At 72.4% G+C, this 22,831-nt stretch carries 20 protein-coding genes; 10 read left to right on the top strand and 10 right to left on the bottom strand.

All coding sequences use genetic code 11. The features are described from left to right. Positions 1-46: 46 nt before the first annotated feature. The gene (locus QQG74_RS11260; protein WP_341720244.1) at positions 47-2,173 is read left to right on the top strand and encodes a SpoIIE family protein phosphatase; all 2,127 of its coding nucleotides are present in this window, start codon (positions 47-49) and stop codon (positions 2,171-2,173) included. Between the two features lie 44 nt (positions 2,174-2,217). Here the strand turns inward: QQG74_RS11260 and QQG74_RS11255 are convergent, their stop codons facing one another. Continuing rightward, the gene (locus QQG74_RS11255) at positions 2,218-3,156 is read right to left on the bottom strand and encodes an FAD-dependent oxidoreductase (RefSeq protein ID WP_341721197.1); all 939 of its coding nucleotides are present in this window, start codon (positions 3,154-3,156) and stop codon (positions 2,218-2,220) included. Between the two features lie 181 nt (positions 3,157-3,337). Here QQG74_RS11255 and QQG74_RS11250 point away from each other — a divergent pair, with 181 nt between their 5' ends. The 4 genes from QQG74_RS11250 (at position 3,338) to QQG74_RS11235 (ending at position 7,150) form a co-directional block, all read left to right on the top strand. Then, positions 3,338-4,720 (top strand): glycoside hydrolase family 6 protein, encoded by a 1,383-nt coding sequence (locus QQG74_RS11250; protein WP_341720243.1) that lies wholly within the window; start codon positions 3,338-3,340, stop codon positions 4,718-4,720. Between the two features lie 109 nt (positions 4,721-4,829). Continuing rightward, a complete protein-coding gene (locus QQG74_RS11245; RefSeq protein ID WP_341720242.1) occupies positions 4,830-5,417 on the top strand; it encodes a general stress protein in 588 nt (195 codons plus the stop codon). A 231-nt stretch (positions 5,418-5,648) separates the two neighbouring features. Further along, on the top strand, positions 5,649-6,149 hold the full coding sequence (locus QQG74_RS11240; protein ID WP_341720241.1) for a MarR family transcriptional regulator: 501 nt from the start codon (positions 5,649-5,651) through the stop codon (positions 6,147-6,149). Between the two features lie 11 nt (positions 6,150-6,160). Further along, the gene (locus tag QQG74_RS11235; RefSeq protein ID WP_341720240.1) at positions 6,161-7,150 is read left to right on the top strand and encodes a pirin family protein; all 990 of its coding nucleotides are present in this window, start codon (positions 6,161-6,163) and stop codon (positions 7,148-7,150) included. Positions 7,151-7,219: 69 nt separating this feature from the next. Here the strand turns inward: QQG74_RS11235 and QQG74_RS11230 are convergent, their stop codons facing one another. Both QQG74_RS11230 and QQG74_RS11225 read right to left on the bottom strand, forming a co-directional pair. After that, positions 7,220-7,348 carry a hypothetical protein gene (locus QQG74_RS11230; RefSeq protein ID WP_341720239.1) on the bottom strand — a complete coding sequence of 43 codons (129 nt, stop codon included), beginning with the start codon at positions 7,346-7,348 and terminating at the stop codon, positions 7,220-7,222. 215 nt (positions 7,349-7,563) lie between these two features. Next, positions 7,564-8,316 carry a hypothetical protein gene (locus QQG74_RS11225; protein WP_341720238.1) on the bottom strand — a complete coding sequence of 251 codons (753 nt, stop codon included), beginning with the start codon at positions 8,314-8,316 and terminating at the stop codon, positions 7,564-7,566. Positions 8,317-8,609: 293 nt separating this feature from the next. Here QQG74_RS11225 and QQG74_RS11220 point away from each other — a divergent pair, with 293 nt between their 5' ends. Continuing rightward, on the top strand, positions 8,610-9,434 hold the full coding sequence (locus QQG74_RS11220; RefSeq protein ID WP_341720237.1) for a SigB/SigF/SigG family RNA polymerase sigma factor: 825 nt from the start codon (positions 8,610-8,612) through the stop codon (positions 9,432-9,434). Between the two features lie 63 nt (positions 9,435-9,497). On the opposite strand, the gene QQG74_RS11215 is transcribed toward QQG74_RS11220, so the two are convergent. The 3 genes from QQG74_RS11215 to QQG74_RS11205 are packed head-to-tail and all read right to left on the bottom strand — an operon-like array spanning position 9,498 to position 12,319. Then, positions 9,498-10,091 (bottom strand): GNAT family N-acetyltransferase, encoded by a 594-nt coding sequence (locus tag QQG74_RS11215; RefSeq protein ID WP_341720236.1) that lies wholly within the window; start codon positions 10,089-10,091, stop codon positions 9,498-9,500. Further along, entirely contained in the window at positions 10,088-11,617 is a 1,530-nt protein-coding gene (locus QQG74_RS11210; RefSeq protein WP_341720235.1) for an APC family permease, read from the bottom strand. Before QQG74_RS11210 ends, QQG74_RS11215 begins: the two co-directional genes overlap by 4 nt. Positions 11,618-11,668: 51 nt before the next feature. Continuing rightward, positions 11,669-12,319, bottom strand: a complete 651-nt coding sequence (locus QQG74_RS11205) for a GPP34 family phosphoprotein (protein ID WP_341720234.1) — start codon at positions 12,317-12,319, stop codon at positions 11,669-11,671. A gap of 115 nt (positions 12,320-12,434) precedes the next feature. Here QQG74_RS11205 and QQG74_RS11200 point away from each other — a divergent pair, with 115 nt between their 5' ends. From QQG74_RS11200 to hrpB, 3 genes are all read left to right on the top strand, one after another. Next, positions 12,435-13,277: a helix-turn-helix transcriptional regulator gene (locus QQG74_RS11200; RefSeq protein WP_341720233.1), complete on the top strand. Its 843-nt coding sequence runs from the start codon at positions 12,435-12,437 to the stop codon at positions 13,275-13,277. A gap of 44 nt (positions 13,278-13,321) precedes the next feature. Continuing rightward, the gene (locus QQG74_RS11195; RefSeq protein ID WP_341720232.1) at positions 13,322-13,513 is read left to right on the top strand and encodes a DUF397 domain-containing protein; all 192 of its coding nucleotides are present in this window, start codon (positions 13,322-13,324) and stop codon (positions 13,511-13,513) included. A 110-nt stretch (positions 13,514-13,623) separates the two neighbouring features. After that, positions 13,624-16,149 carry an ATP-dependent helicase HrpB gene (gene hrpB, locus QQG74_RS11190; RefSeq protein WP_341720231.1) on the top strand — a complete coding sequence of 842 codons (2,526 nt, stop codon included), beginning with the start codon at positions 13,624-13,626 and terminating at the stop codon, positions 16,147-16,149. A gap of 6 nt (positions 16,150-16,155) precedes the next feature. Here hrpB and QQG74_RS11185 read toward each other — a convergent pair whose 3' ends face one another. Then, positions 16,156-16,884 carry a protein phosphatase 2C domain-containing protein gene (locus QQG74_RS11185; protein ID WP_341720230.1) on the bottom strand — a complete coding sequence of 243 codons (729 nt, stop codon included), beginning with the start codon at positions 16,882-16,884 and terminating at the stop codon, positions 16,156-16,158. A gap of 220 nt (positions 16,885-17,104) precedes the next feature. On the opposite strand from QQG74_RS11185, the gene QQG74_RS11180 reads away from it, so the two are divergent. Continuing rightward, the gene (locus QQG74_RS11180; protein ID WP_341720229.1) at positions 17,105-19,717 is read left to right on the top strand and encodes a glycoside hydrolase family 9 protein; all 2,613 of its coding nucleotides are present in this window, start codon (positions 17,105-17,107) and stop codon (positions 19,715-19,717) included. Between the two features lie 81 nt (positions 19,718-19,798). Here QQG74_RS11180 and QQG74_RS11175 read toward each other — a convergent pair whose 3' ends face one another. The 3 genes from QQG74_RS11175 to QQG74_RS11165 all read right to left on the bottom strand — a co-directional run bounded on the left by QQG74_RS11175 (position 19,799) and on the right by QQG74_RS11165 (position 22,652). Beyond that, positions 19,799-20,767 (bottom strand): TIGR03885 family FMN-dependent LLM class oxidoreductase, encoded by a 969-nt coding sequence (locus QQG74_RS11175; RefSeq protein ID WP_341720228.1) that lies wholly within the window; start codon positions 20,765-20,767, stop codon positions 19,799-19,801. A 194-nt stretch (positions 20,768-20,961) separates the two neighbouring features. Next, positions 20,962-22,374 (bottom strand): NADP-dependent succinic semialdehyde dehydrogenase, encoded by a 1,413-nt coding sequence (locus QQG74_RS11170; RefSeq protein ID WP_341720227.1) that lies wholly within the window; start codon positions 22,372-22,374, stop codon positions 20,962-20,964. A 14-nt stretch (positions 22,375-22,388) separates the two neighbouring features. Next, on the bottom strand, positions 22,389-22,652 hold the full coding sequence (locus QQG74_RS11165; RefSeq protein ID WP_341720226.1) for a DUF6343 family protein: 264 nt from the start codon (positions 22,650-22,652) through the stop codon (positions 22,389-22,391). Between the last annotated feature and the right edge of the window lie 179 nt (positions 22,653-22,831).

Below are 22,831 nucleotides of genomic sequence, written 5' to 3'. Positions count from 1 at the left end.
ACATGATCGTAAACGCCGGTTGAACGGGTCGGGTTAGGCTGCGGTCATGCCAGGAACGGTCGGGCGAGTCCCCACGCCAGCAGGCCCCGTGCCGGGCGAGTCGGTCTCGGACGCCACGACCGTCGTCGACCGGCACCCCTGGGCCGGCACGGCGCTCGGCCCGCCCGAGGACTGGGACGTCACCGTCCGCGCCGCAGTCGAGATCGTGCTCGCCTCGCCCGCCCCGATGGCCCTGCATCTCGGCGACGATCTGCTGCTGCTCTACAACGACGCGTACGCGGAGCTGATCGGCGACAAGCATCCGCAGGCCCTCGGGCGGCCCGCCGCCGAGGGCTTCGCGGAGGTGTGGCGCATCCCGGGGGTCGGTGACGTCGTCGAGCACACGTATCACACGGGCAAGCCCTTTCTGGATCGCGCGGTTCCGCTTCCGCTGCGCCGGGACGTCGGCGACCTCGATCAGGCCGTCTACATCCGGGCCTGCTCCGCCATCCGGGACAGCCGGGGCCGGATCGCCGGCGTACTCTCCGTGGTCGCCGAGACCAACCCGGCCACCCGGCAGTTGCAGGGGCTCAGCGACCTGGCCGCAGCGCTCTCCGGCACCCTCACCCTTGACGACGTGGCGCGGGTCGCGCTGCGCTACGCGCTCACCTCGTTCGACGCCGACCGGGTCTCGCTCGCCGTGGACGAGGGTGGTGGCGGTGGCTGGCGAATGGTCCGGCGGGTCCGGGGCGAGCTGGTGGACGAGGCCGACGAGCGGCTTCCCCCGCTGTGGCGGCGCGGTGCGGCGGACTGGTCGGCCCCGGCGGTGGTGAGCGCCCGCAGCGGACGGGCCATCTTCGTGGAGGACGGCCAGCCGCTGCGGGAGATCGCCGCCGACCGGCACGACCAGAAGGTCCGGGCGCTCGCCTCGGTGCCGCTGCGGGCGTCCGTGGTCCGGGGCGGCCTGACCGTCGGCTACCGCACCGCGCACACCTGGTCGGCGCCGGAGCGGGCACTGCTGGCCGCGTCGGCGGAGCTGATCGGGCAGGCCACCGAGCGGGCCCGCCGCTTCGAGACCCAGCACGGTACGGCCCAACTGTTGCAGCGCAGCATGCTGCCGGAGAACCTGCCGGTGCTGCCCCGGCTGCGGGTCGCGGCGCGGTACGACCCGGGCGTCGACGGCAACGCCGCGGGCGGCGACTTCTACGACGCCTTCGTGCTGCCCACCGGCCACCTGGGGGTGGTGCTCGGCGACGTCGCCGGGCACGACGTGCAGGCCGCCGCCCGGATGGGCCAGGTACGCGCCGCGTTGCGGGCGTTGGCGCTCAACGACCCCCGCCCCGACCAGGTCCTCGCCGGGCTCGACCGGCTGGTGGGCAGCCTGGGTGCCGAGGCCGGCACGTACGAACTCTTCGTCACCGTGGTGTTCGGCGTCATCGACGTCGACCGGGAGCAGCTCACCCTGGCCAGTGCCGGCCACCCGGCGGCGCTGCTGCGGCGCTGCCCACCGTCCGGCCCGCCGAGCGCCGAGTACCTCGACGTGGCGCCCGGCGCACCGCTCGGGGTCGGCTGTCGTCCCCGGACCCGTACCGTGGCGTTCACGCCCGGCGACACGTTGCTGCTGTTCAGTGACGGTGTGGTGGAACGGCGGCGGCAGAGCCTGTCGCACGGCCTGGCCCGGCTGGCGGAGTCGGTGGCGAACGCGCACAGCGGCGACCCCCGGGCGTTGTGCGCCACGGCCACCGCCGCGGTGCCCGGGGCGACCGAGGACGACGTGGCCGTGCTGGCCGTCGAGTACGCGCTGCGGCCCAGCCGGTCGGCCCGGATGGAGGTACCGGCCGAGCCGACCGCGCCGAGCCGGGTCCGGCACTGGATGACCGACCAGCTCAACCGGTGGGGGGTGGCCGAGTCGGTGATCGGCGCGGCGGTGCTGTGCACGAGCGAGCTGACCACAAACGCCCTGCTGCACGCCGGTACGGCGGCCCGGGTGGAGATCGACCTCAGTCCCGAACGCCTGCTCGTCTCGGTCGCCGACTCCGGTTCACGGGGCACGGTCACCCGGGCCCACACCGACACGCTGAGCAGTCGCGGTCGCGGGCTGGGCCTGATCGAGGAGCTGAGCGACGCCTGGGGCACCGATCCCACCGTGCGGGGTTCGACGGTCTGGTTCGAGATTCTGCTTCCCCGGGAGTAACGGGTGCCGGCGTCGGCTGGCCCCGGCCGTAACGAATGCCGGCGTCAGGTCAGGCGGCGGACCAGGGCGCGCCCGAGGTCCCGGCCGGAGCGCCAGGCGGTCTGCACCCGGGGTGCGCCGAACGCGTCCCCGGCCAGCCCGATCCCGTCGTCATCGAGGTGGAAGCCCGGGCCGGCGCCGCTGCCGACGGGCTTGGCGTAGGTCCAGCGGTGCATGTGCACGTGCACCGCCGGGTCGGGCAGGGCGAACAGGTCACGGACCGCCGCTTCGATGGCCGGTGCGGCGGCGGTGGGTTGGGCGAGATGTCCGGCGGCGAACTCCGGCGTGGTGTGCGCGACCAGGACGGGGGCGCCGTCGCCCCGCCGGTCTCCGTCGTCGCAGACCGTGCTGAGCAGCGGGTGGTCGTTCACGAAGGCACCCCGGAACTCCGCCCAGCGTCGGGCCGGAAAGCGCAGCACCGCCGCCAGCGTCGGGGACCACCGCTGCCGTGCGACCGCCTCGGTGGCGGCGGCGAGCGCCGGATCGAGCAGCAGTGCGGCCTGCGGCCCGGGCATGGCCAGCACGACCGCGGCGTACGGCCGGCCCTGCACCGCCGGCCCCGGCTCGACGCCGAGCACCAGCCGGTCCACCACCACCGGCAGGTCGCGGGCCAGCTGCTCGACCAGGGAACGCAGGCCGCGCGGGGCGGCCCAGCGCATCGTCCCGGTGACCTCGCGCCGGCCGCCTTCGCCGTACGCGACGAAGGTGTCGGTCCACTCGCGGATCAATCCGGCGTCTCGCCAGCCGTGTACGACCTCGGCGAAATCCGGGTCGCTGACGGTCAGGTAGGCGGCACCCAGGTCGGCGGGGCGACCGTCGAAGCGCTTCGTGGCCAGCCGACCGCCGGGCACCCGGGCGCGCTCGCGGATCTCCACCGGTACGCCGGCCCGCAGCAGTTCCCCGGCACACGCCACACCGGCGATACCAGCACCGACCACCACCACACCCGCCCGGTCCGGACCCATCCGACGATCGTAGGTGTCCGTGGCCGGCGACGGCCGACGCCGGGCCATCGACGGCGGGAAACTTCCGGAAGGTCTTCACAACCTGGCAACCGGCCCGTACCTTGGCGGAAACGTGGGAGCGCTTCCACGCAATTTCTTCGATGTGCCCGAGGAGCAGAGCATGAGAACCCGAAGCACGTTCGCCGTGGTCGGCGCGGTGGCGACGGCCATCACTGTCGCCGCCACGGTCGGCGTGGGCGCGCTGCGGCCGACTCCCGCCGCGGCCGCCGACTCCGTCTTCTACGTCGATCCGCAGACCAGTGCCGCCCGCTGGGTGGCGGCCAACCCGAACGACTCGAAGGCCGCCGTGATCCGGGACCGGATCGCAAGCGTCCCGCAGCCTCGCTGGTACACGACCACCAACACCTCGACCGTACGCGGCGAGGTGGACTCCTTCGTCGGCGCTGCCGCGGCTGCGGGCAAGATCCCGATCCTGGTGGTCTACAACATCCCCAACCGCGATTGCAGCAACCACAGCGGGGGCGGCGCGCCCAACCACACCGCCTACCGGCAGTGGGTGGACCAGGTCGCCGCGGGTCTCGGCGGGCGTCCGGCCACCATCATCCTGGAGCCCGACGTGCTCCCCATCATGACCAGCTGCATGGACGCCAACCAGCAGGCCGAGGTGCGGACCTCGATGGCGTACGCCGGCAAGGCGCTCAAGCGCGGCTCGTCCGCCGCAAAGGTCTACTACGACATCGGCCACGGCGGCTGGCTCTCCGCCGGTGAGGCCGCCGCCCGGCTGAACGCCGCCGATATCGCCAACAGCGCCGATGGCATCTCGGTGAACGTGTCGAACTACCGGCGCACCGCCGACGAGGTCTCGTACGCCAAGCAGATCATCGCGGCGACCGGCATCTCCCGGCTGAAGGCGGTCATCGACACCAGCCGCAACGGCAACGGTCCGGCCGGCTCCGAGTGGTGCGACCCGCCGGGACGGGCGATCGGCACGCCGAGCACCACCGCCACCGGCGACTCCGCCATCGACGCCTTCCTCTGGGTGAAGCTGCCGGGCGAGGCGGACGGCTGCATCGCCGCCGCCGGTCAGTTCGTGCCGCAGCGGGCGTACGACCTGGCCATCGCGGCCGGTCCGGTGCCGACCACCGCGCCGCCGACGTCGACCCCGCCGACGTCGACTCCGCCGACCAGCACGCCGCCCACCACCACGCCGCCGACGTCCAACCCGCCCACCGGCGGCTGCTCGGTGACCTGGACCCCGAACGTGTGGACCGGCGGCTTCACCGCCGAGATCCGGGCGACCAACCGCGGCGCGGCGCTGAGCAGCTGGACGCTCGCCTTCACGGTCGGCTCCGGGGTACGCCTGAGCAACGGCTGGAACGGTGACTGGAGCCAGTCGGGCGACCGGATCCAGGCTCGCAACATGGCCTGGAACGGCAACGTACCTAGCGGCGGCACCATCTCCCTCGGTTTCCAGGGCACCTTCACCGGCAGCAACCTGTCCACCCCCACCTCCTTCACGCTCAACAGCACCCCCTGCTCCTAGGTCGCTGCCCCCGTCCCCCGGGATCCTGGGACGCGGACGCCCTGTCCAGGGCCGTTTCGCACCAGGGTCCCGGGGAACGCCGGGGTAGAGCGACTGGGAGGGGGCGAAGATGAGTGGGCAGTCGAATCCCTCGGCGTGGCAGCCCGGAGTGACCGGTGGGGGCACACTCCCCTCGGGGCCGGGCGGGCGAATCGCCGCGCCGGGCGCCGACGGGCACGGACCGTCGACCGGGCCGCCGACCGTGACGATCGGGACGTACCCGGACTACCCGTCCGCCCAGCGCGTGGTGGACTACCTGGCCGACAACCGGTTCCCGGTGGAACGGACCGCCATCGTCGGCACCGACCTGGCTCTGGTGGAGACCGTGCTGGGCCGGATGAGCACCGGCCGCGCGACGCTGATCGGCGCCGGTACGGGTGCCTGGTTCGGTCTCTTCATCGGGCTGCTGTTCGGCATCTTCACCGTCGGAAACTGGCTTGCGGTGGTCCTCGCCGGCCTGGTCATCGGCGCGATCTGGGGTGCCGTGTTCGGTGCCGTGGCGCACGCGATGACCGGCGGGAAACGCGACTTCACCTCCGCCAGCTCGTTGCGCGCCAGCCAGTACGCGGTCACGGTCGAGGCGGACTTCGCCGAACAGGCCCGTCAGCTGCTGAGCCGCTCGCCGATGGGTGGCCGTACGCCCCAGGCGGCGGGCTGAGCCCGCCCCGCTCGCCGCGCCGCCGCAGCTGACCGGCAGAGTGACCGACAGCTGACCGGCAGAGTGACCAGCGCTGACCGGCACGGCGCCCCGCAGCTACCGGCAGCGGCGCGCCGAGCGGGCGGACCCTTCAAAGCTTTACGACTTCCGTTTCAGTTCCGTGCCATCGGCGCAACTGGCGGCACCATGCAGCAGTTGTTCAAATTTTGAATACCGTGCTACTCTCGGCCCATGACCGAGAGCCTGAGCAGCGTCCGCCAAACCGCCTGGCGGGCCTACATCGAGGCCAGCCAGCGGTTGTTCACCCGGCTGGAGGACGACCTGCGCGTCGCCAGCGGGCTGAGCTTCGCCGACTACCACGTGCTGGTCCTGCTCTCCGAGGTGCCGGGGCAACGGCTGCGGATGGGCGAGCTGGCCGGTCGCCTGGTCTTCTCCCCCAGCCGGCTGACCTACCAGATCTCGTCGATGCAGCGACGCGGTCTGGTCGCCAAGCAGCCCTGCCCGCAGGACGGTCGGGGCAGCGAGGCGGTGCTCACCGCCGCCGGGCTGTTGGCCCTGCGCGAGGCCGCCCCACATCACCTGCACTCGGTGCGCAGCCACCTGATGGACGATCTCGACGATGCCGAGGTCGCCTGCCTGGACCGGATCTTCACCCGGCTCGGCCGGCGGCTACAGGGCGCCGACCGCAACACCGCCACCGCCCCACCCACCGCCCTCAGCGACAGTCACTAGAGGAGCCTCCGATGCCCGCCATCACCGTCGACAACGTCCTCGTCCTGCCCCGGCTGCCCCGACTCGACGAGTCCACCACCACCATCCGGCCGGTCCGACGGCTGAGCACCGCGCCCAGCGGCTTCGAGGGTGAGGGCTTCCCGGTGCGCCGGGCCTTCGCCGGGGTACCGACGAGCGAACTCGACCCGTTCATCCACCTCGACCAGATGGGCGAGGTGGACTACGCGCCGGGCGAGCCGAAGGGCACCAGCTGGCACCCGCACCGGGGCTTCGAGACCGTCACGTACATCATCGACGGGATCTTCGAGCACCAGGACACCCACGGTGGCGGCGGCACCATCACCAACGGCGACACGCAATGGATGACCGCCGGCAGCGGCCTGCTGCACATCGAGGCCCCGCCGGAGCACCTGGTGGTCAGCGGCGGCCTGTTCCACGGCACCCAGCTCTGGGTCAACCTGCCCAAGGCGGCCAAGATGAGCCCGCCGAAGTACCAGGACATCCGGGGCAGCCAGGCGGCGCTGCTCACCACGCCGGACGGCGGCGCGCTGATCCGGGTGATCGCCGGTGAGATCGCCGGGCACCGGGGGCCGGGCTCCACGCACACCCCGATCACCGTCGCGCACGTGACGGTCGAGCCCGGTGCGCAGGTCGACCTGCCGTGGCGGCCGGACTTCAACGCCCTGGTCTACGTGCTTGGTGGTCGTGGCACGGTCGGCTCGAACGGGCGCGGCGTACGCACCGGCCAGCTCGCCGTGCACGGTCCGGGCGACGCCCTGCGGTTGCGGGCCAACGCCCGGCAGGACAGCCGCACGCCGGCCCTGGACCTCTACATCATGGGTGGCCAGCCGATCCGGGAGCCGGTGGCGCACTACGGCCCGTTCGTGATGAACACCCGGGACGAGCTGATCCAGGCGTTCGAGGACTTCCAGGCCGGTCGGCTCGGGGTGATCCCGGCGCAGCGGTTGCCGCACACCGACGGCCAGGGCGACCGCCCCTGACCTGATCCGTCACGCGAGCCCTCCGGCCCCGGCCGGGGGGCTCGCGCCGGTCGTCGGGCCGTCGCCCGGTCAGGAGACGGCGAAGATGCCGGCCACGCCGAGCAGGACCATCACCAGTACGGCCAACAGCGCCCCCCGCTCGCTCTCCACCGCCTGCTCGCGGTGCTCGGTGACGGAGTTCGTCGTCTCGCCGGGCATGGTGTGGCCTCCTCGCTCGTCGATGTGGGGAGGGCAGCGACGTTGGCGCTGGGACCTGGTTACGCACCGCACCGGCACGTGCCACCCGGCCTCTGAGTACCCGTCTGGTCCAGCGGAAACCTCGCCGTGCCACGGATGCCTGTGACACAGCACACCGGGGCGGTCGGCGGGTCGGCCCCGGCCTGGCGGGTGCCGGCCTGGCCGCGCGCCCGGCCCTAGCGACCGGTCGGCTGGCCCACGATCCCGACGGCCGACCGCTGCGGGTCCGGCCCGCCGGGGGCCGGTGAGGGCCCCAGCTCACCCAGGATCGTCAGCCCACCGGGGTACGCGAAGGACGAGCGGGGGGCGTAGTAGCCCCAGGCGATGGTGAGCGGGTTCTCCGGCCGCAGCGCGTAGATCGGATGATCCGGCTCGAGGAACTCCACCGACTCGATCTCGAACGGGTTCACCGGTTCGGCGACCACCGGATAGATGCTGCTGACCAGCTGACCGTGCAGCGCGGTGAGGTAGCGGTGGTGGCCGTTGTGCACGGCGTGCCCGGTGTCACCGATGCGCACCTGCGTCCGGATCACCGGCACACCGTCGATGTCGGTCTCGGTGACCACCAGGTCCCGCCGCACGTCGATTGTGGTGCGGCCGGGCAGGGCGGGGGCACCGCGGGCGAGAGCGTAGTCGCGCACCAGCTCGCTCGAGGTCACGTAGTGCGTCCACCAGCCGCCCGGGGTCACCCCGTCGGGAGCGTCCGCGTCGGCCAGGGTCACCCCGAGGTAGGCCAGCGAGTACGAGCCGAAGCCACTTGTCTGGCTCTCGTCGTCGACGACGTACTGGTTCAGGAAGACCTGCCGGTCGGCCTGGGGGCGCAGCCCGGTGGGGACCAGCGCCGCCACCGCCTCCGGGTCCGCCGGCAGCCAGCTGAAGTAGAGCGTGCGGCAGTTCACCACGAGCTGGGGGACGGCAGGGTCGAGCACAGCGCCTCCGGGTAGGGGTCCGCCCGTGACGCTACGGGTGGTCCCGCTCACGGGACAACGACAGAAAGATGACAATCCGCCGCCGTCACCTCCGGCGGACCGCCCGTGCGGACACCCCTCCCGCCGACGGAGATACCGCTTTGTCGCTTTCGTGGTCGAAAATAACTTAAGTACATCGTCCGTTCGGCTAGATTTCTGGGAGACGATCAGGCTATGGTGACTTCCGAACGGCTATCCCCACTAAACCAAAGCGTCACGTCTTTATCCGCGGACGAGGTGCAGGGAGGACCACCATGACCGCGCAAACGATTAGCGAGCCGGCGACCGCCTCGACAACCGCGGTGCCCAAGCTCGACCCGCGGGCGCTCTCCGACAGCGCCACCGATCTGCTGAACGCGATGGCCGCACTGCCGGCCGGGCACCCGTCCCGCGCCGCACTGCGCGACCGGGCGATCGAGGCCTGGCTGCCGCTGGCCAACCACCTCGCGCACCGCTACAGCGGGCGCGGTGAGCCCACCGACGACCTCGCCCAGACCGCGGCCGTCGGCCTGATCAAGGCCATCGACAAGTTCGACCCCACCCGTGGCGTCGACTTCGCCGGCTACGCGATCCCCACCATCATCGGCGAGCTGAAGCGGCACTTCCGGGACCGCACCTGGGACATCCGGGTCCCCCGGCGGTTGCAGGAGCTGCGGCTGGCCATCTCCGACGCGAACAGCTCGCTGCTACAGACCCTGGGTCGCTCGCCGACGGTGGCCGACATCGCCGCCCACCTCAAGCTCACCGAGGAAGAGGTGCTGGAGGGCCTGGAGGGCGCCCGCGCCTACAACGCGGTGTCGCTGTCCACGCCGACCGGTGACGGCGACCGGGCGACCGAACTGGGCGACATGCTCGGCGGCGAGGACAGCGAGTTCGAGCTGGCCGAGCTGCGGGTGGCCCTGGGCCCCGCGCTGGCCACGCTGGACGAGCGCGAGCAGAAGATCCTGACGCTGCGGTTCTACGGCAACCTCACGCAGTCGCAGATCGCCGAGCAGATCGGTGTCTCGCAGATGCACGTGTCCCGGCTGCTGGCCCGGGCACTGAACAAGCTGCGCGGCCAGCTCGACGGTACTTACTAGGAGGGGGTGGCGACGGTGGCCGGGTCCTGTCGGACCCGGCCACCGTCGTGTCTGCGGTCAGGATCAGCCGGCGAGCGGCTCCCGCCACATCGGCCAGAACGGCGTACCGTCCGGCAGCCGGAACGGCTCGGACACCTGGTAACCGTGCCGCGCGTACAGGTCGCGGCTGGTCTCGCTGCTCGCCTCCAGATAACCCGGTACGCCGTTGGCGTCCAGCCAGGCGTGGTGGTGGCGGAGCAGCGCGCTGCCGACGCCCTGGCCCTGACGGTCCGGCCGGACGGCCAACAACGCCAGGTGATGGTGGTCGGCGTGCGGGTGGTGGGCGTCGAACAACTCGTCGAGGTGCACGAAGCGGGGCGTCCACTCCCCGCAGGCGGCGGCGAGCCGCGCGTCGTAGTCCTCCGGCGGCGGCAGCGGCTCACCGACCGACGGCAGCCAGACCGCCACGCCGGCCCGGTCCCCGGTGCCGAACACCAGGCCGTGCCGCATCGCGTGGTCGACGATGATCTCGAAGTTCCCGGCCAGCACCGATTCCCGCTTGGCCTCGTCCGGCACCAGCCAGCGGGGCTGGTCCAGCACCAGGAACGCCTCGGCGATCCGCTCGGCCACCCAGCGGGTGTCCGGCAGGTCGAGTCGCTCGACGCTCGGCTGCGTCATCGCCGTACCTCCGTGGTGACCGGCATCGGCTCGGCGACCGGCGCCGACGGCACGACGCCCGCCGCCGCGCTCTCCGCGCCCAGGCCGATGCGGGCGTACGTGTCGGGGCGGTTGCGCCGCAGCACCAGCGCCCAGAGCACACCGAGCAGCGCGGCCACCGGGTAGACCGCCGGGAAGAGCCAGCGCAGCGGCGAGTCCGGTTCGACCCCGAGCAGGTTGGCGAAGTTCTGCACCGCCAGCACGATGATCGCGACCAGCGCGATCGCCGCGATGCCCGGGGCGATCAGCCGACGCCACAGCGTCTCCGGTTCGCTGCTGCGGGCGAAGTACGTGATGATCGCCACCGCGGTGGTCGCGATCAGCAGCAGGACGCCGAAGCCGCCGCTGGTGCCCAGCCAGAAGAACAGTTGCAGGACCGGGTCCCAGCCGTTCACCGCGTACAGCATGATCACCAGTAGGCCGAGCGTGCTCTGCGCCAGCGAGGCCGCCCGGGGCGCGCCGGTGGTCGGCGAGGTCCGCCCGAACACCGCCGGCAGCACCCGCTCCCGGCCCAGCGCGAAGGCGTACCGCGCGGTGGTGTTGTGGAACGAGATCATGGCGGCCAGCACCGAGGTCAGGAAGAGTGCCTGGCCGATGGTGAGCATGGTGTCGCCCAGCTGCGCCCCGGCCAGGTTGAAGATCAGGTCGATGCTCTGGGTGCCGGCCTCCTCGACGATCCGGTCCGGGCCGACGGCGACCGTCATGCTCCACGAGGAGAGCGCGTAGACCGCCGCGATGATCGCCACCGACAGGTAGGTGGCCATCGGCACGGTGCGCTTGGGGTCCTTGCTCTCCTCGCTGAACACCACGGCGGCCTCGAAGCCGACGAAGCCGAGGATCGCCAGCACCAGCACCGCGCCGACACCGGGTACGAAGAAGTTGTCCGGGGAGAACGCGGCGAAGCTGACGTTGCCACCGGCCGGGTTGCCCAGTTGGCCGAGGTCGAACACCACGATGATGGCGATCTCGGCGCAGAGCAGCGCCGCCAGCACCATCCCGTTGATGTCCACCCGGAGCAGACCGAGCACCGCCACCAGCGCCCAGGCCACAAGCGCCACGATCCACCACAGTGGCTCGATTCCGAACAGCCGGTCCAGCACCGGCGTGGCCGCCGCGCCGATGGTGCCGTAGAGGCCGACCTGGAGGGCGTTGTACGCGATCAGGGCGACCCAGGCCGTGCCCACCCCGGCCGGGCGGCCCAGGCCACGGGTGACGTACGCGTAGAAGGCGCCGGCGTTTGCCATCCGGCGGGCCATCGCCACGTAGCCGGCGGCGAACAGCGCCAGTACCGCGGCCACCACCAGGAAGGCCAACGGGATGCCGAGCACCCCGACGACCCCGTAGCCGGTGGTGACCACACCGGCGACCACGGTCAGCGGCGCCGCCGCGGAGAGAACGAAGAAGACCACCGACGGCACGCCGAGCCGCCCACGGGCCAGCGCCTCGGAGACGTTGCTCGGTCTGTCGGTTGTCGCTGTCGAGGACATGAACTGCTCCGGTTCATCAGAGGAGGGGGTACCGGTTCAGGGCGTGCCGGATCAGGGAGCGCCGCGCAGCACGGCCGCACCCACGGCGGCCTCGGTGTGCGCCACGAGTTCCTTCAGCGGGGCCGGCAACGCCGGGACGATCAGGTTGAGCCGGTGGTGGGCCCGGGGACCCGCGCTCCACAGCACCTCGCGGGTCAGCCCGGCGGCGGCGACCAGGCCGAGCAGCAGCGCGTCCGGCACGCTTGGCGGCTCGGCCCGTTCCAGCACCGCCCGCAGGCGGGTGGCCGGCCAGGCGGCCACGTTGAGGTCGATCGGCAGGTACGTGACGGTGGTCCGCAGCAACCGCCGGGTCTCCTGCCGGCGCAGCACGCCGGCCCGGGCCAACCGCTCCCCCACCGAGGCCACCGAGGTCTGGGCGAGGAAGCTGAGCCAGGTCCGCACCGCCTGGTGCTGGGCCTCGCCGATCAGTTGGTCCAGTACGGTGTGCGCCAGCGCGTCGGCCGGTGGACGGCGGTCGATCACGCTGACCTGCGCAGCCTCGACAGTGATATGTCCATAGAGGACAAGCTCGCCGAGGAGTCCGGCAGCCAGACCGAGACCGGTCGCCGCCGGGTGCAGCTTCGCCTTGCCCCGGGTGTCGTTGTGCGCGATCAGGAAGAACTCGTCGGCGATGAGCAAACGTCCTCCCCGGCCGCCGTCCATTGATCGCTAACCCGGGAAAGGATGCACCGAGCGCTACTGCAACGCAACTCCCGTTTTTGGCGGTTGCACTCCGTGCTGATGCGACCTGCACTTATTCCCATGACAGACTCGGAGGGTGACCGCGAGCCCCACCGTCCGCCGCCGCCGCATCGCCCGGGAACTCCGCCAGTTGCGCGAGCGCGCCGGGATGACCCTGGATGTCGCCGCCCGGCAACTGGACATGTCCAAGAGCAACCTGTCCCGCATCGAGAACGCCCAGATCGGCATCAAGCCACGGGACGTACGCGCCGCGCTGGCGCTGTACCAGGTCACCGGCAACGACGCCGAGGCGCTCATCGAGATCGCCCGCGGTGCGCAACAACGCGGCTGGTGGCAGCACTACAGCGACGTACTGCCGGAGTGGTTCGAGTTCTACGTCGGACTGGAGGCCGAGGCCGCCACCCTGCGCACCTACGAGGCCGAGGCGGTGCCGGGCCTGTTGCAGACCGAGGCGTACGCCCGGGAGGTCTACCGGCTGACCGCGGGCGAGGACGGCCTGGACCGCAAGGTGGCCGCCCGGCTGCGCCGGCAGGACGTGCTGCGCGGGGACAGTCCGGTCGAGTTGTCGGTGGTGCTGAACGAGGCGGTGTTGTTACGTCCCGTGAGTGATCGGGCCGTCATGGCCGACCAACTGTCCCATCTGGAGACCGTCGCTCAGCTACCGAACGTCACGATTCAAGTACTTCCGTTCAGTGCCGGTGGACATCCTGCGCTGAATTCGCCGTACGTCCTCCTCACCTTTGCCGACGCCGCCGACGCCGCCGTGGTTTACCTGGAAAATCTCACGACAGGACTGGCACTGGAGGAGGTCGCGCAGGTGCGCTCGTATAGCCTTGTGCACGAGAGGCTGCGTCGCCTGGCGCTCGATCCGGCGGCGTCCCTGGTCCGCCTGAAAGAAGCTTCTCGCTACTTTACGTGACCGCTGCCACGCGGTCACTTTCGGTTACGACGAAGGGGATCGCGATGACCGCGCTCGACCTCTCCGGGGCGAAGTGGCGTACCAGTACGCGCAGTGTGGGCAACGGCAACTGCGTCGAGGTCGCCATCGTCGGCGGTGGGGTCGCGGTCCGGGACAGCAAGGATCGCCGGGGCCCGGTCCTGGCCTTCCCGGCGTCGGCCTGGCACGCCTTCCTCGCCAGCCTCCCCGCTGACTGACCGACTCAGACCGGGTGGGGCTGGCACACCTTCCTCGCCAGCCTCCCGCTGACCGACCGATCCCGACCCCGGCGGGTCCGGCCCCACCGGGCCCGGTGGGAGACTGGGCCGTGCTCTCGGACGTGCCCCTCGACCTGCCGGTCCGGCCGGTGCTGCCGGCGGTGCTGTCGGCACTCCGCTCGGCCGGCGCCGCCGTCCTGGTCGCACCGCCGGGCACCGGCAAGACCACCCTCGCGCCGCTCGCGGTGGCCGACGCGGTCGACGGGCGGGTGATCGTCGCCCAGCCCCGCCGGGTGGCCGCCCGCGCCGCGGCCCGACGGATGGCGGCCCTGCTCGGCGGGCGGGTCGGCGACCAGGTGGGCTACGCGGTACGCGGTGAGCGCCGGACCGGCAGCCGCACCCGCGTCGAGGTGGTCACCACCGGCCTGCTGGTCCGTCGGCTGCACCACGATCCCGAACTGGCCGGCGTCGGCGCGGTGCTGCTCGACGAGGTCCACGAGCGGCAACTCGACGCCGACCTCGCGCTCGCCTTCACGGTGGAGGCCCGCGCCGCGCTGCGGCCGGACCTCCGGCTGCTGGCGATGTCCGCGACCCCGCAGGCCGACCGCTTCGCCGCCCTGCTCGGCGGCACCACGCCCGCGCCGATCATCCACGCCACGGCGGCCCTGCATCCGGTGACCCGGATCTGGGCGCCGCCGGCCCGGCCGGTGCCGCCGCCCGGCGCCGGCCCGGTGGACCGGGGCCTGCTCGACCACGTGGCGGCCACGGTCCGGCGGGCGCTGCGCGAACGCACCGGAGACCTGCTGGTCTTCCTGCCCGGGGTCGGCGAGATCGCCACCGTCGCCGGCCGGCTGGCCGACCTGCGCGACGACGGCGTCGACGTGCTGCGGTTGCACGGCCGGCAGGACGGCGCCGAACAGGATGCCGCCCTGCGACCGGGCGCACGGCGACGGGTGGTGCTGGCCACCGCGGTGGCGGAGAGCAGCCTGACCGTGCCGGGCGTGCGGACGGTGGTGGATGCCGGGCTGTCCCGGGTCGCCCGGCTGGACCTGGCCCGCGGGCTGGGCGCGCTGGTCACCGTGCCGGTGTCCCGGGCGGCAGCCACCCAGCGGGCCGGCCGGGCCGGGCGGGAGGCACCCGGCCACGTCTACCGCTGCTGGTCGGAGGCCGGGCACGAGCGGCTGCCGGCCCAGCCGGAGCCGGAGATCGCCGCCGCCGACCTCACCGGCTTCGCCCTGGAGCTGGCCGCCTGGGGCGCACCCGACGGTGCCGGGCTCGCCCTGCCCGATCCGCCGCCGGCAGCGGCCATGACTGTGGCCCGGCAGACGTTGCGCACCCTGGGCGCCCTCGACGCGGACGGCCGGATCACCGCCCGGGGCAGGGCGATCGCCGCCGCCGGGGCACCTCCCCGGCTGGCCCGGGCGCTGCTCGACGGCGCCCGGCGGGTGGGTGCGGAACGGGCCGCCGAGGTGGTGGCGCTGCTCGCCGACGAGTCAGTGGCCCGCCCCGGCGACGACATCGCCGCCGCCTGGCGCCGGCTACGCGCCGGCACCGATCCCGCCGCGACCGCCCGCTGGCGGGCCGAGGTACGCCGGCTGCGGGCCGCCCTACCCGCCGCCGGGGAGCCCGACCCGGGGACGGCGAGGGAACTGCCGCTGCCCGATGACCTCGCCGCCGGGCTGCTGGTCGGGCTGGCGTACCCGGAACGGCTGGCCCGGTCCCGACGGCCGGGCGGCTCGGCGTACCTGATGAGCGGTGGGACCGCGGCGGAGCTGGCGGCGGGCTCGGCGCTGGCCGGTGCCGACTGGCTGGCCGTGGCGGTGGCGGACCGCTCCCCCGGCGCACCGACCGCCCGGATCCGGCTCGCCGCCGTGCTCGACGAGGCGACCGCCCGCGAGGTCGGCGCGCCGTCGCTGCGGACCGTCCGGGAGGTGGCCTGGTCCGGTACCGACGTGCTGGCCCGGGAGGTGACCCGACTGGGCGCGATCGAGCTGGTCGAGCGCCCGCTGTCGCGGCCCGCGCCGGCCGAGGTCGCCGCCGCCCTGCTGACCGGCCTGCGTAGCGTCGGTCTCGACCTGCTGACCTGGACCCCGGCGGCGCGGGCGCTGCGCGAACGGCTGGCGTTCTGCCGGCAGGCGCTCGGCGCGGACTGGCCGGACGTTTCCGACGCGGCGCTGCTTGCCGGTGCGCCCGACTGGCTCGGCCCGGAGCTGGCCACCGCGCGCCGCCGCGCGGACCTGGCCCGGATCGACGTGGCCGGCGCGCTGCGCCGCCTGCTGCCCTGGTCACTTGCGGGGCGGCTGGACGAGCTGGCCCCGGAACGGATCACCGTGCCCAGCGGCTCCCGGATCCGGGTGGACTACGCCGATCCGGCCGCGCCGGTGCTCGCGGTCAAACTCCAGGAGACCTTCGGTTGGGCGGTGGCGCCCCGGATCGCCGGTGGTCGGGTGCCGGTGCTGCTGCACCTGCTCTCTCCGGCGGGGCGACCCGTGGCGGTCACCGCCGACCTCGGGTCGTTCTGGCGCACCGGCTACCGGCAGGTCCGGGCCGAACTACGTGGCCGCTATCCGCGCCACCCGTGGCCGGAGGACCCGACCACGGCACCGCCGACCCGGTCGGTCGGCCGGCGGCGCTGACCAGGCTCACTCCTCGTCGACCACGTCCGCGACGACGACGGTGACGTTGTCCGGGCCACCGGCGCGCAGCGCCAGGTCGATGAGCTTCCGCGTGCACTCGTCCCGGTCCGGGTAACCGGCCAGCACCTCGGCCAGGGTGTCCGCCCGGACGACGTTCGACAGCCCGTCGCTGCACAGCAGCCAGCGGTCGCCGGGGCGGGGCACCATCGTCGCGTACGTCGGGGAGATCTCGTCGCCCTGCAACGCCTGGGTGACCACGGCCCGGCGGGGGTGGCTGCCGGCCTGGTCGGGAGTGATCAGGCCCTGGTCGACGAGCATCTGCACGAAGGTGTCGTCCCGGGTGATCTGCTTGAGCACCCCGTCGCGGAACAGGTACGCCCGGGAGTCGCCGACGTGGACCAGCGCCAGGCAGCTGCCGGTACGCGCGAACAACAGCGCGGTGAGCGTGGTACCCATCCCCTGCCGCTGCGGGTCCTGGGCGACCGCCTGCCGGATCCGGGCGGTGGCCAACTCGATGCCGCTCTGCAACGCCGCCACCAACGCGTGCTCGGGGGTCTCCACGTCCAGCGGAGCGATCGCCTCGATGGCGATGGAGCTGGCCAGGTCGCCGGCGGCCATGCCACCCATGCCGTCGGCGACGGCGACCAACCAGGCACCGGCGTGCACCGCGTCCTGATTACCGCTACGGATCAGCCCGCGGTCGCTCGTCCCGGCGGAACGCAGCTTCAGGGTCATGGCACGCAGCCTGCCAGGCGGAGGGCGCGGTTGTCTCTAGGAGATCAGGAGGACCGGGCGTGGCGCGGCGAATCTCACTGCCGGGCAACCCCGGAGACCATCGGGCAGGATCAATTGACAGCTTGCCTTTGTCCTGGAAACATGCCCGATACCTGGGAGCGCTCCCAGCTTTTCGCCACCACTGGCACGCCTCCGTCCCGCCCTGTCGGAAGGAATATCCGTGACGCCATCCCGACGTCGTCTCGCGGTGCTCGCCGCAGCGACCACCGTGGCGCTGCTCGGCCCGAGTGCCGGCACAGCCCATGCCGATCCCCCGGCCGACGCTCCCGAACAGATCAACAACGGCGACTTCAGCAACGGCGTGTCGCCCTGGTTCTCCTTTGGCACCGGCCCGCTCGGGGTGACCGACGGCCAGCTCTGCACCACCGTCGCCGGCGGGCTGGCCAACCCCTGGGACGCCGGAATCGGTCAGGATGCCGTCCCGCTGATCGCCGGGGCCGAATACACCCTCGGCTTCGACGTCACCGCGACCCCCGGCGCCTCGGTCACCGCCGTGCTGCAACTGGGCAACGCCCCCTACACCGGCTACTACAGCGTGGTGGCCGCCGCCACGCCGACGCAGCAGCGCATCGAGCGCACCTTCGTGGCGCCCGAGGACGACTCGCGCGCCCAGCTCATCTTCCAGGTCGGTGGCAGCGCCGAGGCGCAGACCGTCTGCCTGGACAACGTCTCGCTGCGGGGCGGAAACCCGCCCGAGCCGTACGAGCCGGACACCGGCCCACCGGTGCGCGTCAACCAGGTCGGCTACCTGCCGAACGGCCCGAAGAACGCCACGGTGGTCACCGAGGCGACCGAGGCGCTGCCCTGGCAGCTCCGGTCGGCCGGCGGCACCGTGCTGGCCAGCGGCACCACCACGCCGCGCGGGGTCGACCAGGCGTCGGCGCAGAACGTGCACACCATCGACTTCTCGTCGTACCGCACGCCGGGGCAGGGCCTGACGCTGGCCGTGGACGGGGAGGTGAGCCACCCGTTCGACATCTCCGGCACGCTCTACGACCAGCTCCGCTCGGACGCCCTCCAGTTCTTCTACATCCAGCGCAGCGGCATCGCCATCGACGGTGACCTGGTCGGCGAGGAGTACGCCCGCCCGGCCGGACACCTGGGCGTCGCCCCCAACCAGGGCGACACCGACGTGCCCTGCCAGCCCGGCGTCTGCGACTACCGGCTCGACGTACGCGGCGGCTGGTACGACGCCGGCGACCACGGCAAGTACGTGGTCAACGGCGGCATCGCCACCTACCAGCTGTTGAGCACCTTCGAGCGGACCAAGAACGCCGCCACCGCCGGGTTCGGCGCCGCCCTCGGCGACGGCACGCTGCGGGTGCCCGAGCGCGACAACGGGGTGCCGGACATCCTCGACGAGGCCCGCTGGGAACTGGAGTTCCTGCTGCGCATGCAGGTGCCGGCCGGCAAGCCGCTGGCCGGGATGGCCCACCACAAGATCCACGACCAGAACTGGACCGGCCTGCCGTTGCAGCCCGAGGACGACCCGGAGCTGCGCGAGCTGCACCCGCCGTCCACCGCCGCCACGCTGAACCTGGCCGCCGTCGCCGCCCAGTGCGCCCGGCTGTTCGCCCCGTACGACAAGGAGTTCGCGCAGCGCTGCGGCAGCGCGGCGAAGACCGCGTACGCGGCGGCCAAGGCAAACCCGACCCGCTACGCCAGCCCGACGGACGGCAACGGCGGCGGCGCGTACGACGACAGCAACGTCACCGACGAGTTCTACTGGGCAGCCGCCGAGCTGTACCTGACCACCGGCGAGCGCACCTACCTGACCGACCTGACCGCGTCGCCGCACCACACCGGTGACGTCTTCGACCCCCGTGGCTTCGGCTGGCAGAGCGTCGCCGCGCTGGGCCGCCTCGACCTGGCGACGGTGCCCAACGGGCTGCCCGCCGCCGACCTGGCCCGGGTCCGGGCGTCGGTCACCGCCGCCGCCGACAACTACCTCGCCGAGATCCGCCGCCAGGCGTACGGGCTGCCCATGCCCGGGGACCGGAACAGCTACTTCTGGGGCGCCAACGGTGCGATCATCAACAACGCCGTGGTGCTGGCCACCGCCTTCGACCTGACCGGGCAGGCGAAGTACCGCGACGGCGCGGTGCAGACGATGGACTACATCCTCGGCCGTAACGCGCTGAACATCTCGTACGTGACCGGGTACGGCGAGCACGCGGCGGAGAACCAGCACAGCCGGATCTTCGGCTACCAGCTCGACCCGAACACGCCGAAGCCGCCCGCCGGATCGATCGCCGGTGGCGCGAACGCGGCCCTCCAGGACCCGTTCGTGGAGCAGCTGCTGGCCGGCTGTGCGCCGATGTTCTGCTACGTCGACGACATCGCCTCGTACTCCACGAACGAGGTGGCGATCAACTGGAACTCGGCGCTGACCTGGATCGCCTCGTTCCTGGCCGACCAGGGCGACGCCGCCGCGGTGCCCGCGCCGACCTGCGCGGTGACCTACACCAACTACGGCTCCTGGCAGGGCGGCACCGGCTTCACCGCCCAGGTGACCATCCGCAACACCGGCACGAGCGCGGTGAACGGCTGGACGGCCCGGTTCGCGTTCACCGGTGACGCGAAGGTCCGCGAGGCGTGGATGGCGAACGTCACGCAGTCCGGCGCCACGGTGACCGCGAAGAACGAGTCGTACAACGCGCGGATCGCTCCCGGCGGCACGCAGATGTTCGGCTTCAACGCCACCACCGGCAGCGGCGCCAACCCCGGCCCGCACCTGATCACGGTCAACGGCGCACCCTGCACCGTTTCCTGATCCCCGGGTGGGGCGCCGTCGGCGACCGGCGCCCCACCCGGCCCCACCCCACCGATGAGTTGGTCAAGTCGGCGATCCGCGTCAGCTGGTCCGGCCGCGCAGCTTCGGCAGCACCCGGTCGCCGAACACGTCCAGGAACGGCCGCTGCTCCTGCCCGACGTGGTGCAGCGCGATCTGGTCGAAGCCGAGGTCGAGGTACTCCTCCAGCCAGCCCACGTGCCGGCCCAGGTCGGCGGAGATGTTCACCACCTCGGCGAGGCGGGCCATCGGCACCTCGGCGGAGACCACGTCGAAATGCTCGGGCATGGTCAGATCCCAGCAGACCGGCGGCGCGAAGACGTTGCTGCGCCACTGGTCGTACGCGATGGACTCGGCCTCGGCCTGGTCGGGCGCCCAGCTCAGGTGCACCTGGAGGTGCAGCGGCCCGCGACCGCCCGCGCTCCGGTAGGCGTCGATCATCCGGCGCAGGTGCTCGGTCGGTGCGTTGACGGTGATCAGCCCGTCCGCCCATTCGGCGCACCAGCGGGCGGTCTGCACGCTCACCGCCGCACCGACCAGGGCCGGCGGCTGCTCCGGGCGGCTCCACAACCGGGCCCGGTCGACCCGGACCAGGCCGTCGTGGCTGACCTCCTCGCCGTTCAGCAGGGCACGGATCACGTCGACGCACTCGCGCAGCCGCGCGTTGCGTACGTCCTTGCGGGGCCAGACTTCCCCGGTGATGTGTTCGTTGGCCGCCTCACCGGAGCCCAGGGCGGCCCAGAACCGGCCCGGGTACATCGCGCCGAGGGTGCCGATCGCCTGGGCGATGATCGCCGGGTGGTAGCGCTGTCCGGGCGCGTTGACCACACCCAACGACAGCCCGGTGGCCTGGAGTGCCGAACCGAGCCAGGACCAGGCGAAACCGGAATGTCCCTGGCGCTCGCTCCACGGGGCGAAGTGGTCGGAGCACATGGCCGCGTCGAAGCCGACGTGCTCTGCGTGGATGACCGCCTCCAGCAGGGCGCGCGGGTGGATCTGCTCGTGGGAAGCGTGGAAACCGATCGCCGTCATGCCGCCGATGTCTACCCACCCCGGCCTGGATGTAAGCAGGGGCCCCTGGTTAACGCCTGCGGTATAGGAAGGGCCCCCGCTTAACGCCCAGCCACGCGCTCAAGCGGCAGGCGCGCCCGCACCGGCACCGCACGCCAGCTACGCGCTCATTCGGCGTGTGCGCCGGCACCGGGCACCGCACGCCAGCTACGCGCTCATTCGGCGTGTGCGCCGGCACCGGCACCGGCCGCGCCCTCGCCCACCCAGACGGTCTTGACGTTGCAGAACTCGTGCATCCCCTGGGCCGACAACTCCCGGCCGTAGCCGGAGTTCTTCACCCCGCCGAACGGCAGCTGGGGATAGGAGGTGGTCATGCCGTTGATGAAGACGGAACCGGCCACCAGGTCGGTGGCGAAGCGCTCCTGTTCCTGCGGGTCCCGGGTCCAGGCGTTCGAGCCGAGGCCGAAGGAGGTGCCGTTGGCCAACTCGATCGCCTCGTCGTACGACGACACCCGGTACAGCCCGGCGACCGGCCCGAACACCTCCTCGGTCCAGATCCGCATCCCCGGGTTCAGGTCGGCCACCACTGTCGGCGGATAGAACCAGCCCTCACCGCCCGGCTTCTCCCCGCCGCAGAGCACGGTGGCTCCCTTGTCGACCGCGTCGCGGACCTGTGCGTCGACCTCGTCGCGGCCCCGCTCGGTGGCCAGCGGGCCGACGTCGGTGGCGTCGTCCATCGGGTCGCCCACCCGCAGCGCCGACATCCGGTGCGCGAACGCTTCGGCGAAGGCGTCGTAGACGTCGGCGTGCACGATGAAGCGCTTGGCCGCGATGCAGGACTGGCCGTTGTTCTGGCAGCGGGCGGTGGTCGCCACCTCGGCGGCCAGCTCGACATCGGCCGAGGGCATCACCACGAAGGGGTCGCTGCCGCCCAGCTCCAGCACGGTCTTCTTCAGTTCCCGGCCGGCGATCTGGGCGATCGAGCGGCCGGCGACCTCGCTGCCGGTAAGCGTGGCGGCCCGCACCCGGGGGTCGCGCAGGATCTTCTCCACCGCCTCGGAGCCGACCAACAGGGTGGTGAACGCCCCCTCGGGGAAACCGGCCCGGCGGAACACGTCCTCCAGCAGCAACGCGGTCTGCGGCACGTTTGAGGCGTGCTTGAGCAGCCCGGTGTTGCCGGCCATCAGCGCCGGTGCGGCGAAGCGCATGACCTGCCAGAGCGGGAAGTTCCACGGCATCACCGCGAGCACCGGACCGATCGGCTGGTACCGGACAAACGCCCGGATGGCCGAGACCGCCTGGGCGTCCGCCGGCACGTCGGCGAGGAACTCGGCCGCGTGGCGGGCGTAGAAGCGGCAGGCGGCAGCGCACTTGGTGACCTCGGCCCTGGCGGCGGCGAGCGTCTTGCCCATTTCGGTGGTCATCAGCCGGGCGATGTCGTCCCGCTCCGCTTCGAGTAGCTCCGCGACCGTGGTCAGCCATTGCCCCCGCTGCTCGACGGTGGTGCCGAGTAGCTGCCGGTAGGCCAGGTCGGTCCGTTCGATCGCGTCGTCGACCTGCTCGTCGGACATCGCACCGTACGTCTTGAGCACCTGGCCGGTGACGGGGTTGGTGGTGGCGATGGTCATCAGGGCAACTCCAGTCACTCGAAGAGCGAGTGCCGCACCCCGGGCTCCTCCCGGCGGCGAGCGGCGCGGCGACGTTGAATCACGGCCAGGTCGACGACGGCGACCACCGCGAAGACGACGCAGACGACGCCCAGCCAGGTCACATCGGCACGGAAGGCCAGGATCGCGAACACGGTCATGCTGACGAGCCCGAAGCTGGCCAGCGCGAGCCGCAGATTCAGGGCGCTGTACGCGTGGCCGACCGTGCCGCGGGCACGCCGGGGCTGTGATCTCGTCATCACCCCCACCTACCCCGCGCCGACGGCGCTAACCGTCCCCGCGCCCGCTTTCGGGCGCCGCCCGACCCGGGCACGCCGAGCTGTGCGCCGCTGTGCGCCGCTGTCCGCCGCTGTTCTCCGCTGTGCGCCGCCGACCAGGATCACCACCCGACCGGCGACCGGCCAGGAACACCGGGCTT

The sequence above is a fragment of the Micromonospora sp. FIMYZ51 genome (genome assembly GCF_038246755.1).
GTDB lineage: Bacteria > Actinomycetota > Actinomycetes > Mycobacteriales > Micromonosporaceae > Micromonospora.
This window is presented reverse-complemented; position numbering and strand designations above follow the sequence as displayed.